General features: G+C 70.7%; 8 protein-coding genes. 6 read left to right on the forward strand and 2 right to left on the reverse strand.

The window, feature by feature from the left end:
* Positions 1 to 20 precede the first annotated feature (20 nt).
* Positions 21 to 1,235: an MFS transporter gene (locus L2Z93_RS06840; protein ID WP_090592392.1), complete on the reverse strand. Its 1,215-nt coding sequence runs from the start codon at positions 1,233 to 1,235 to the stop codon at positions 21 to 23.
* An 86-nt stretch (positions 1,236 to 1,321) separates the two neighbouring features.
* Here L2Z93_RS06840 and L2Z93_RS06845 point away from each other — a divergent pair, with 86 nt between their 5' ends.
* Positions 1,322 to 2,500, forward strand: a complete 1,179-nt coding sequence (locus tag L2Z93_RS06845; RefSeq protein ID WP_090592349.1) for an ROK family transcriptional regulator — start codon at positions 1,322 to 1,324, stop codon at positions 2,498 to 2,500.
* On the opposite strand, the gene panB is transcribed toward L2Z93_RS06845, so the two are convergent.
* On the reverse strand, positions 2,497 to 3,348 hold the full coding sequence (gene panB, locus L2Z93_RS06850) for a 3-methyl-2-oxobutanoate hydroxymethyltransferase (protein WP_090592345.1): 852 nt from the start codon (positions 3,346 to 3,348) through the stop codon (positions 2,497 to 2,499). The genes L2Z93_RS06845 and panB overlap by 4 nt on opposite strands.
* 839 nt (positions 3,349 to 4,187) lie before the next feature.
* Between panB and L2Z93_RS06855 the strand changes: the two genes are divergently transcribed.
* The 5 genes from L2Z93_RS06855 to L2Z93_RS06875 all read left to right on the forward strand — a co-directional run bounded on the left by L2Z93_RS06855 (position 4,188) and on the right by L2Z93_RS06875 (position 12,134).
* Positions 4,188 to 5,705, forward strand: a complete 1,518-nt coding sequence (locus L2Z93_RS06855; protein ID WP_090592389.1) for an alpha/beta hydrolase — start codon at positions 4,188 to 4,190, stop codon at positions 5,703 to 5,705.
* A gap of 66 nt (positions 5,706 to 5,771) precedes the next feature.
* A complete protein-coding gene (locus L2Z93_RS06860; RefSeq protein WP_090592342.1) occupies positions 5,772 to 7,283 on the forward strand; it encodes an alpha/beta hydrolase in 1,512 nt (503 codons plus the stop codon).
* A gap of 61 nt (positions 7,284 to 7,344) precedes the next feature.
* On the forward strand, positions 7,345 to 8,685 hold the full coding sequence (gene glnA, locus L2Z93_RS06865) for a type I glutamate--ammonia ligase (protein ID WP_090592338.1): 1,341 nt from the start codon (positions 7,345 to 7,347) through the stop codon (positions 8,683 to 8,685).
* A 24-nt stretch (positions 8,686 to 8,709) separates the two neighbouring features.
* Positions 8,710 to 11,679 carry a bifunctional [glutamine synthetase] adenylyltransferase/[glutamine synthetase]-adenylyl-L-tyrosine phosphorylase gene (locus L2Z93_RS06870; protein WP_090592334.1) on the forward strand — a complete coding sequence of 990 codons (2,970 nt, stop codon included), beginning with the start codon at positions 8,710 to 8,712 and terminating at the stop codon, positions 11,677 to 11,679.
* 281 nt (positions 11,680 to 11,960) lie between these two features.
* The gene (locus L2Z93_RS06875) at positions 11,961 to 12,134 is read left to right on the forward strand and encodes a CsbD family protein (RefSeq protein ID WP_090592331.1); all 174 of its coding nucleotides are present in this window, start codon (positions 11,961 to 11,963) and stop codon (positions 12,132 to 12,134) included.
* Positions 12,135 to 12,256 lie beyond the last annotated feature (122 nt).

Genomic DNA, 12,256 nt, shown 5'->3' on the forward strand with positions numbered 1-12,256 from the left:
GCGCCGCCCCGCCCCGCGGGTCAGCGAGACTGGCGACGCTGCAGCAGAACCGAGCCGGTCAGCACGATCAGGCCGGCGGCGGCCAGCAGCGCGCCCGCCGCGGCGGGCGCGGTGTAGCCGTAGCCGGCCGCGATGACCATGCCGCCCACCCAGGCGCCGGTCGCGTTGGCGACGTTGAGCGCGGAGTGGTTCAGCGCCGCGGCCAGCGTCTGCGCGCCGCGGGCGACGTCCATCAGCCGGATCTGCAGCGCCGGGGCGATCGCCGATCCGGCGGCCCCGATGCAGAACAGGCCGATCAGGGCCGTCACCGGGTTGTGCGCGGCCGCGACGAACACCGCGAGCACCACGCCGAGCGCGGTGATGGACAGGTACAGGGCGCGGATCACCGAGAAGTCGGCCAGCCGCCCGCCGACCAGGTTGCCGATCACCATGCCGACACCGAAGATCATCAGCCCGACGGGCACCAGCGCCCGCGGCAGGCCCGCCACGTCGGTCAGCGTGGTGCTGACGTAGGTGTAGACGGCGAACATCCCGCCGAAGCCGACCATCCCGACCAGCAGGGCCAGCCACACCTGGGCGTGCTTGAGGGCGCCGAGTTCGGTCAGCGGGCTGGTGACGCGCATGTCCTTGAGTCGGGCGGGCAGCCAGAACCAGAGCGCGACCAGGGTGGCCGCGCCGATCACGACGACCAGGGCGAACGCGCTGCGCCAGCCCAGGGTCTGGCCCAGCCACGACGCCATCGGCACACCGGCGACGGTGGCGATGGTCAGACCGGACATCACGTGCGCCACGGCTTTGGCCCGCTGTCGCGGTTCCATCAGGTGGCCGGCGGCCAGCGCGGCGACGCCGAAGTAGGCGCCGTGCGGCAGGCCGGCGACGAAGCGGGCGGCCAGCAGCGCCTCATAGCTGGGGGCCAGCACGCTGGCCAGGTTGGCCAGGGTGAAGACGGCCATCAGCGTCAGCAGCAGCGTTTTGCGGACCATCCGTGCGGTCAGCGCGGTGATCACCGGGGCGCCGACGACGACGCCCAGCGCGTACGCGGAGATGACGCGGCCGGCGATGGGTTCGGTGACCCCCAATCCGGCGGCGATGTCGGGCAGCAGGCCCATCGCGACGAACTCGGTGGTGCCGATGCCGAAGCCGCCGACGGCCAGCGCGATCACGGCCAGCGCGCGCACCGCGGGATCGGGCGCGACTCGTGACGTCGGGGCGTCAGGGCGTTCCAGAACGGTCATGGAAACCACGCTAAGGCCGCTTACGCACTTCCCAAAATCAACTTAGGTATTTGGGAGTTAAAAGTGAGGAGAGTTACGCTTCCCCTGTGACCACCCCGCGAAACGCGACCCCGCCGACCGCGGGTGAGGTCTACGCGCTGATCAGGGCTCGGGGCCGGCTCACGCGCAGCGAGGTGGGCCGGCTGACCGGACTGTCCCGCACCGCGGTGGCCGCCCGGGTGTCCGCGCTCATCGCACTCGGGCTGGTCGACGAGAGCGCCCCGGCGCCCTCGACCGGCGGCCGACCGGCGACCTATCTGAGTTTCGCCGCCGACGCCGGGGTGGTGCTGGCCGCGGCCGTCGGCCGCAGCCGCACCCAGCTGGCCGTCTACGACCTGGCCGGGCGGACGCTGGCCGCCAGCACGCTCGATCAAGAACCCGGTGTGGGCCCCGACGATCTGATGCCCGACGTGGTCAAGGGCCTCGACGCGCTGCTGGCCGAGTGCGGCCGCGCGGACGCCCGGATCTTCGGCGTCGGGCTGAGCCTGCCGGGAACCGTCGACCAAGGTCGCGGCGCGGTCTCGGACTCACCGGTCATGAGCGGCTGGGACGGTGTTCCGCTGCGTCCCTATTTTGCCGAATTGACCGATGCGCCAATCATTCTCGACAACGACGTGAACGTGATCGCCGGAGCTGAACGCGCGCCCGGCGGATCCGATCTCGATGACCTGCTGGTGCTGAAGGCCTCGACCGGTCTGGGGCTGGGCATCATCGCCGGCGGGGTGCTGCAGCGCGGCGCAACGGCCGCCGCGGGCGAGTTCGGACACAACAAGGTCGCCGCCGCCGCGGGCATCCCGTGCCGCTGCGGCGATGTGGGCTGCGTCGAGGCGATCGCCGGTGGCTGGGCCGTGGTGCGGGACCTGCGGCGCGCCGGCCGCCCGGTCGCGCACGTCCGCGACGTGGTCGAGCTGGCCAACGCCGGTGACGCCGAGGCCCGTCGGATGATCCGGGACAGTGGCCGCCATGTCGGCGCGGCGCTCGCATCCGCGGTCAATCTGCTCAACCCCGCCGCGCTGGTCATCTCCGGTGATCTGGCCGGCGCCTACGACGTCTATGTGGCGGGCCTGCGGGAAACGCTCTACCGGGACGCCACCGCGCTGGCCACCCGCGAGTTGCAGGTGGTCCCCGGCGCGTTCGGGGATCAGGCGGGCCTGATCGGCAGCGCCGCGGTGGCGCTGGACCGGGTGCTGAGCCCCGCGGCCATCGACGCCGCGGCGCTGAGTTAGAAGCTGTGTTCCTCGGCGGGGAACACCCCGCCGGCCACCTCGTTGGCGTAATCGCTTGCCGCACGGCGCAGCTCGGCGCCCACATCGCCGAACCGCTTGACGAACTTCGCGGTCCGCCCGGAGGTCATCCCGGCCATGTCCTGCCAGACCAGCACCTGGGCGTCACAGTTCTTGCCGGCGCCGATGCCGATCGTCGGGATGGTCAATTTGCCGGTGATCTGGGTGGCCAGGTCGCCGGGCACCATCTCCAGCACCACGGCGATCGCGCCGGCCTCGGCGACCGCGATGGCGTCGTGAATGACCTGCTCGCCGCTGTCCCCGCGGCCCTGCACCCGGAAACCGCCGAGGCTGTTGACGCTCTGCGGGGTGAAGCCGAGGTGCCCGACCACCGGGATGCCGGCCTGGGTGAGCGTGGCGATCTGGCCGGCGACTCGTTCGCCGCCCTCGATCTTCACCGCGTGCGCGCCGGCTTCCTTCATGAACCGGGTCGCGGTGGCCAGGGCCTGCTCCGGGCCGGCCTCGTAGCTGCCGAACGGCAGGTCGGCGACCACCAGGGCGTGCGGGGCGCCGCGCACCACGCCGCGGGCCAGCGGAATCAACTCGTCGATGGTGATCGGCACGGTGGTGTCGTAGCCGTACACCACGTTCGCCGCGGAGTCGCCGACCAGCAGCACCGGGATCTCGGCGTCGTCGAAGGCGCGGGCGGTGGAGTAGTCGTAGGCGGTCAGCATGGCCCACTTGTGGCCTTCGGCCTTCCATTGGCCCAGGTGGTGGGTGCGGACCTTGATCCGGCGCTTGGTCTCGGTGGCGGGGGCGGAGCCGTAAACGGGCATCTCGGTGACAGACATCGTTGTCCTCAATGTGATCGTCGGGTCGATCCTCGTGGCCCATCCGGGTCCCCGGGTTCGTCTGACCACCTCAGTTTGCCATCCGGTTGCGCCGAGGTGAACGCGCTCGCGGAGTGGATTTGCTCACAATGACCGAAAGGGTTGTGACCAGCCCGGGGGAAGCGGCAAACCGCTGATCGGGCCGCCACGCGGCCCCGGGGTGTCCGACGCCGGGAGGTCGGCGTGAAAGACTCGGCGCTGTGGATGGCGACGTGACCTACAACGCCGCGCAGCTGCTGGCGGCCCGCGGGCCATTGCCGCCGGAGCTGGCGCTGCCGATCATCGGGGGCGCCGCCGCGGCGCTGGACAACGGCTACCGCGAACGCCTGACCCCCTACCGGGACCTCACCGCGGCCAACATCCTGCTGGACTTCGCCGCCGACGGGTCACTGCAGTCGGTGAAGCTGGCCGAGGTGGAGTCGGGATCCTCGGGCAATATCTATCCGGAGGCCACCCAGGGTCGGGAACTGGACAATCGCGCCGACGTGTACGCGCTGGGCGCCACCGCGTTCGAGCTGCTCACCGGGGGGCCGCCGTACATCGCGCCGACCCTGCCGGAACTGATGGTGGCGCACGCCTATGCGCCGATCCCGTCGATCAGCGCGGCGAACCCGCAGCTGCCGCCGACCCTGGACCCGGTGTTCGCCCGCGCGCTGGCGAAGGCTCCCGAGGGGCGCTACCCGATCTGCGAAGAGTTCTTCACCGCGCTGCAGGCCGCCGGTCTGGCGCCCGGTGTCGCGGTGGCGCCGGCGTTCGCCGCGCCCGGAACGCCCGGGACCGCCGCGAAACCGCGTCGGCACATGGCGGTGCGGCTGGCCGCGATCGGGGTTTCCGTCGCGGTGCTGGCGACGGCCGGGGTGTGGCTGGTCAAGCGGATGGACGCCCGAGACACCCCGGGGGAGTTGCCGACGGCGTCGGTGCAGTGGAAGTCGTGCCCGTTCACCGATCAGGCGCCGGACTCGGTGCGCTCCGGTGAGTGCGGGGTGATAAAGGTCCCCGTCGACTACGAAGACCCCAGCGGTCAGCAGGCCAGCATCGCGCTGATCCGCTTCCCTGCAACCGGGGCCCGGGTCGGGTCGCTGATCATCAACCCGGGCGGGCCGGGGGAGTCTGGCATGGACGCCGCGATCAGCATGCTCGACAAGGTGCCGGGCCCGGTCCGGGAACGCTATGACCTGGTCGGATTCGATCCCCGCGGGGTCGGGCGGTCGCAGCCGGCGCTGTGGTGCAACTCCGACGCCGACAATGACCGGCTGCGCGCCGACAACATCGTGGAGTACACCCCCGAGGGTGTCGAGCACATGGAGTCCGAGACCAAGGCCTTCGTGCAGCGCTGCGTCGACCGGATGGGCAAGGATTTCCTGGCCAACGTCGGCACCAAGAACGTCGCCCGCGACCTGGACATGCTGCGCGCCGCCCTTGGCGACGACAAACTGACCTATCTGGGCTACTCGTATGGCACCCGGATCGGCGCCGCGTACGCCGAGGCCTTCCCAGAGCACGTCGGGAAGATGATCCTGGACGGCGCGATCGACCCGAACGCCGATCCGGTCCAGGCCGAGATCGACCAGGACACCGCGTTCCAGAAGGCATTCGACGATTTCGCCGCCGATTGCGCCAAGGACGCCGACTGCCCGCTGGGCGACGATCCGACCCAGGCCGTCGAGGTGTACCGCTCGCTGACCTGGCCGTTGGTGCAGCAGCCGGCGCAGACCAAGGACCCGCGCGGGCTGTCCTACACCGATTCGCTGGTCGGCACCATCCTGGCGATGTACTCGCCGAACTTCTGGTCGCACCTGAAGACCGGGCTGGCCGAGCTGCGCAACGGCACCGGCGACACCCTGCTGACGATGGCCGACATCTATATGCGGCGTGACCGCAACGGCCGCTACGACAACTCGACGGACGCCCGGGTGGCGATCAACTGCGTCGACAAACCGGCAATCACCGACCGGGAGACGGTCATCGAAACCGATCGGCGCAGCCGCGAGGCCGCCCCGTTCATGAGCTACGGCGAGTTCACCGGCGACGCCCCGCTGAGCACCTGCGCGTTCTGGCCGGTGCCCCCGACCAGCGAGCCGGGCGAGCTGTCGGTCCCGGGTCTGCCGCCGACGCTGGTGGTGTCGGTGACCGGCGATCCGGCCACCCCGTACCAGGCCGGGGTCGAGCTGGCCCGTCAGCTCGGTGGCGCCCTGCTGACCTACGACGGCACCCAGCACACCGTGGTGTTCCAGGGTGAGCAGTGCGTCGACGACTACGCCACCGCATACCTGGTGGACGGGAGCCTGCCCCCGGACGGCGCGCGCTGTCCCAACTGACGCTGTCCGTGATCGACACCAAGGCGTGATCCTCCCGGAACGGGAACGCGGCGTCGCGCTGCCAGCATGTTGGGCATGCAGCGCATCTTCGGCTCTGCGCTGCTGACCGCGGCGCTGGTCTGCGCCACCCCACTTCCCGTCGCGCCTGCCGCGCCGAATGTGGCTGCCGCGCAGGCGAACTGGGGGAGCTGCCTGCCGATTGTCGACGGCGCCGAGCAGGCGCCCGGCGCGCAGTGCGCGATGCTCACGGTGCCGATCGACTACGACGCCCCCGGCGCCGGAGTGGCCCGGATCGCCGTCGTGCGCGTCCCGGCGACCGGGCAGCGGCTCGGCGCGCTGCTGGTCAACCCGGGCGGTCCGGGCGCCTCGGCGGTGGACACCGTGGTCGCGATGGGCTCGGCGCTGGCCGGCAGCCCGATCAACACCCACTTCGACCTGGTGGGCTTCGACCCGCGCGGCGTCGGCTACTCCCAGCCGCTGCTGCGCTGCCTGACCGACGCCGAGTTCGACGCCTGGCGGCGCGAGCCGATGGCCGACTACAGCCCGGCCGGCGTGGCCCGGATCGAAGCGCTCAACAAGCAGTACGCCGATCGGTGCGCCGCCAAGACCGGAACCGCGGTGCTGGCGCACGTCGGGACCCGCGAGGCGGCCCGCGATATGGACGAGGTCCGCAAAATGCTCGGCGACGAGCAGATCAACTACCTCGGCTTCAGCTACGGCACCCGGATCGGCACGGAGTACGTCAACCGCTTCGGGCCCAGGGTGCGCGCCATGGTGCTCGACGGGGCGATCGACCCCAGCGCCGGCCCGCTGGACGCGATCCTGCACCAGATGGCCGGATTCCAGTCGGCCTTCGACGACTTCGCCGCCGACTGCGCCCGTAGCGCCGACTGCCCGCTGGGGACCGACCCGAGCCAGGCCAACGCCCGGTACCGGCAGCTGGTCGACCCGCTGGTCACTCGGCCCGCGCGCACCGCCGACCCGCGCGGGCTGTCCTACGCCGACGCGATCACCGGCACCTTCAACGCCCTCTACAGCCCGCAGCTGTGGCGCTACCTGACCCGCGGATTGACCGGTCTGGCCCGCGGAACCGATCCCGGGGACCTGCTGACGCTGGCCGACGAGTACCAGGGCCGGGACCGCAGCGGGCACTACACCAACGCCCAGGACGCCTTCAACGCCATCCGCTGCGTCGACGCCCCCTGGCCGACCGATCCGGCGGTCTGGGCCGGCCTGGACGCCGAGGTTCGCGAGGCGGCGCCGTTCGCCGCCTACGGCTCGCACACCGGCCGCGCCCCGCGTGACATCTGCTCGTTCTGGCCGGTTCCGCCGACTTCGTCGCCCGCGCCGGCCACCGCCGCCGAGCCCGGCCAGGTGGTGGTGGTCTCCACCACCGGAGACCCGGCCACCCCGTATCAGGCCGGGGTGTCGCTGGCGCGCCAGCTCGGCGGGTCGCTGGTCACCTTCCAGGGCACCCAGCACACCGCGGTGTTCAACGGGAACGAATGCCTGGACACCACGGTGCTGGCGTTCCTTATCGATGGCAAGACTCCGCCGTCGGGCCTGCGCTGCGGCTGAGGCCCCCGGGCAAAAGCGCTGTTGTAACACGGAATTAACAGCTGGCGCCTACAGTCGCTGCATGGATCGCCAGATGGAATTCGTGCTGCGGACCCTGGAAGAACGCGACATCCGATTCGTCCGGCTCTGGTTCACCGACGTGCTCGGATTCCTCAAATCGGTGGCGATCGCCCCGGCCGAACTCGAAGGCGCATTCGAGGAGGGCATCGGATTCGACGGCTCCTCCATCGAGGGGTTCGCCCGGGTGTCGGAATCCGACTGCGTCGCCCGGCCCGATCCGTCGACCTTCCAGATCCTGCCCTGGCGGGCCAACAACGGGCACTTCCACACCGCCCGGATGTTCTGCGACATCACCATGCCCGACGGCTCCCCGTCCTGGGCCGACTCCCGGCACGTGCTGCGCCGCCAGCTCGCCAAGGCCAGCGACCTCGGGTTCTCCTGCTACGTGCACCCGGAGATCGAGTTCTTCCTGCTGGAGCCCGGCCCGTACGACGGCAGCGTCCCGGTGCCGTCGGACAACGGCGGCTACTTCGACCAGGCCGTGCACGACAGCGCGCCGAACTTCCGCCGCAACGCCATCGAGGCGCTGGAGAAGATGGGCATCTCGGTGGAGTTCAGCCACCACGAGGGCGCGCCCGGGCAGCAGGAGATCGACCTGCGGTACGCCGACGCGCTGTCCATGGCCGACAACGTGATGACCTTCCGGCACCTGGTCAAGGAGGTCGCGCTGTCGGAGGGGGTGCGGGCGTCGTTCATGCCCAAGCCGTTCACCGAGTACTCCGGCTCGGGCATGCACACCCATATGAGCCTGTTCGAGGGCGAGACCAACGCCTTCCACAGCGACGACGACCCGCTGCAGCTCTCCTCGGTCGGCCGGTCGTTCATCGCAGGCATCCTGGAGCATGCGGTGGAGATCAGCGCCGTCACCAACCAGTGGGTGAACTCCTACAAGCGGCTGGTGCACGGCGGGGAGGCCCCCACCGCCGCCTGCTGGGGCGCCGCCAACCGCTCGGCGTTGGTGCGGGTGCCGATGTACACGCCGAACAAGTCGGCGTCGCGCCGCATCGAGGTGCGCAGCCCCGACTCGGCGTGCAACCCGTACCTGACCTACGCGGTGCTGCTGGCCGCCGGCCTGCGCGGGGTGGAGCAGGGCTACGAACTCGCCCCCGAGGCCGAGGACAACGTCTGGGACCTCACCCCGGAGGAGCGTCGCGCGATGGGCTACCGGGAGCTGCCCAGCAGCCTCGGGCACGCGCTGGCCGAAATGGAGCGCAGCGAGCTGGTCGCCGAGGCGCTCGGCGAGCACGTGTTCGACTTCTTCCTGCGCAATAAGCGTTCCGAGTGGGAGAACTACCGCAGCAACGTCACGCCCTACGAGCTGAAGCAGTACCTCTCGCTGTAGACCTCCTGGGATACGGTGTCTGGCGTGCCACAATCGCGTCCCCGCCCGGCGACCGGGCGACCCACCGTGCCCAGCGTCGGCCGGCTGGGGCTGGTCGACTCCACGGCGCGGGCGAACCTGGACCAGCTCGGCTGGGTGACCGAGGCGCACGTCGCGTTGCTGTGGTCGCTGTCGCGCGCCGCCGACGCCGACGCCGCGCTGCACGCCATGATCCGGCTGTCGGAGTCGCTGGGCCCGGACTACGCCGAACTCGACGCGGCCCTGCTGACCGACACCGGCCTGCGCGGCCGGCTGTTCGGGCTGCTGGGCGCCTCCCTGGCCTTCGGCGACCATCTGGCGGCGAGCCCGCAGTCCTGGCGGCTGCTGGCCGGGCGGGTGTCGCTGCCCGGACGCGATGAGCTGCGCGCCGCGTTCACCGCGGCCGCGCGGGAAAACGCCGGCCCGACAGCGCAATTGACGCTGCGCAAGATCTACCGCGACCACTTGATGGTGCTCGCCGCGCTCGACCTGGCGCCGACCGTCGAAGACGAACCGGTGCTGGAGTTCCCGACCGTCGGCGCGCACCTGGCGGACCTGGCCGACGCCGCGCTGGACGCCGCGCTGACCATCGCGGTGACGAAGGTCTGCGGCGCGGACACCCCGGCGCCCCGGCTGGCGGTCATCGCGATGGGCAAATGTGGCGCCCGAGAGCTAAACTACGTCAGCGACGTCGACATCATCTTCGTCGCCGAGAACGCCGACTCGGTGACCACCCGGGTGGCCGGGGAGCTGATGCGCTTCGCCTCGGACACCTTCTTCGAGACCGACGCGGCGCTGCGACCCGAAGGCAAGGCCGGCCAGTTGGTGCGCACCCTGGAGTCGCACGTGGCGTACTACCAGCGCTGGGCGAAGACCTGGGAGTTCCAGGCGCTGCTGAAGGCCCGGCCGGCCGTCGGCGACGCCGAACTCGGCGCGGCCTACATCGAGGCGCTGATGCCGATGGTGTGGAAGGCCCGCGACCGCGAGGACTTCGTGCCCGACGTGCAGGCCATGCGTCGCCGCGTGGAGGAGCTGGTGCCCGCCGACGTCCGGGACCGGGAACTCAAGCTGGGCACCGGCGGGTTGCGCGACGTGGAGTTCGCCGTGCAGCTGCTGCAGCTGGTGCACGGCCGCACCGACGAATCGCTGCAGGTCGCCTCGACCGTCGACGCGCTGGCCGCGCTCGGCGCGGGTGGATACGTGGGCCGCGACGACGCGGCGAATCTGACCGCGTCGTACGAGTTTCTGCGGCTGCTGGAGCACCGGTTGCAGCTGCAACGGCTCAAGCGCACCCACCTGCTTCCGCCACCGGACGACGACGAGGCGATGCGCTGGCTGGCGCGGGCCGCCCACGTCCGTCCCGACGGCACCCACGACGCTCTCGGAGTGCTGCGCAGTGAGCTGCGCCGCAACAGCGTTCGGGTGTCCCGGCTGCACGCCAAGCTGTTCTATCAGCCGCTGCTCGAATCCGTCGGCGCCGCACTGGATTTCCGCACGGGCATGTCCACCGAGGCCGCCGAACGGCAGCTGGCGGCGCTGGGCTACCGCGCGCCGGGCAGCGCGCTGACGCACCTGGGGGCGCTGGCCAATGCCAGCGGTCGCCGCGGGCAGGTGCAGACCGTGCTGCTGCCAACCCTGCTGGACTGGTTGTCGGACACCCCCGACCCGGACGCCGGACTGCTGAACTACCGCAAGGTGTCCGAGGCGCTCGACGAGCAGCGCTGGTACCTGGCCACCCTGCGCGACGAGAGCGCGGTGGCCAAGCGGCTGATGCGGGTGCTGGGCACCTCGGCGTATGTCCCGGACCTGCTGATCCGCGCGCCGGAGGTGCTGCAGGCCTACGGCGACGGGCCGATGGGCCCCAAGCTGCTCGACACCGATCCCGACAGCGTCGCCAAATCGCTGGTGGCCGCCGCCGCCCGGCACAAGGATCCGGAGCGGGCGATCGCCGCCGCGCGCAGCCTGCGCCGCCGCGAATTGGCCCGGATCGCGTCGGCGGACCTGCTGGGGATGCTCACCGTGCGGCAGGTGTGCCACGCGCTGACCTCGATCTGGGTGGCGGTGCTGCAGTCGGCGCTGGACGCGGTGATCCGCGCGAACACCGACGGCGACCCGCCGGCGAAGGTCGCGGTGATCGGCATGGGCCGCCTCGGTGGCCGGGAACTCGGCTACGGCTCCGACGCCGACGTCATGTTCGTCTGCGAGCCGAACGAGGGCGTCGAAGACATGGTGGCGGTGCGCTGGACGACGACCGTCGCCGAGCAGGTCCGCGCGCTGCTCGGCACCCCGAGCGCCGATCCGCCGCTGGAGGTCGACGCCAACCTGCGCCCCGAGGGCCGCAACGGCCCGCTGGTCCGCACCCTGGCCTCCTATGAGGCGTACTACAAGCAGTGGGCCGAAGCGTGGGAGGTGCAGGCGCTGTTGCGCGCGCACCGGGTGGCCGGCGATATGGACCTCGGTGAGCGGTTCCTGCTGATGGTCGACGCGTTTCGCTTTCCGCCGGAAGGGATTTCGGCCAAGACCGTGCAGGAGATCCGCCGGATCAAGGCCCGCGTGGACGCCGAGCGGCTGCCGCGCGGCGCGGACCCGAACACCCACACCAAGTTGGGCCGCGGCGGTTTGGCCGACATCGAGTGGACCGTGCAGCTGCTGCAGTTGCGTTACGCCCACGAGTACCCCGGGCTGCACAACACCTCGACGCTGGAGTGCCTGGACATCATCGAAGAAGTCGGGCTGGTGGGGGGTGAGGACGTGGATAAGCTGCGTACCGCGTGGCTGACCGCGACCGCGAGCCGCAACGCCCTGGTGCTGGTCAAGGGCAAGCCCACCGACCAGTTGCCCGGGCCGGGCCGGTTCCTCAACGCCGTCGCGGTGGCCGCCGGCTGGCCCGACGACGACGGCGGCGCGTTCCTGGACAACTACCTGCGGGTGACCCGTCGGGCGAAAGTTGTGGTGCGCGAGGTTTTCGGGGCCTGACCTAGGGCAGATACGGCGCCGACGCGGCCGCGAGGGGCCAGTTGCTGCACGACTGGCCATCTGTGAACACAAAAGCCCAGGTCAGCTAGCCGCGAAGCGGACACGAAGGGGCGCTCGTGCCCTGTCGGGCCTCTCGCGGGCTCAATTGTGTGGAAACTGGCCACTCGAGGAGGATTCGGCGCCGAATCTGGCCGCTCGGTCCGGCAGGCACGTCCGCGCGGTGACCGCCGTCACAGGAATTGGGTGGTTTAGCCCTCGGCAGACCGGGGCATCCCTTGAGCATGAGTGCAACAGACAAGATCAAGAACAAGCTGGACGACCTCGGTGGCAAGGCCAAGGAGGCCATCGGCAAGGCCACCGACGACGACTCGACGAAGAACGAAGGCAAGGCCGATCAGGTCAAGGCGGACTTCAAGGACGCCGGCGAAAAGGTGAAGGACGCCTTCAAGCACTGAGGTCTAACACCTTCGACAAACCCATAGGCGAGGCGGCAGCACGGTTGCGTGCTGCCGCCTCGTCGCGTTCGGTTAGCTCGCATGCACGCTATGCAGCCGGTGGTTCAGAAGCTCGTCGATCT

Source organism: Mycolicibacterium brumae (assembly GCF_025215495.1).
Lineage (GTDB): Bacteria > Actinomycetota > Actinomycetes > Mycobacteriales > Mycobacteriaceae > Mycobacterium > Mycobacterium brumae.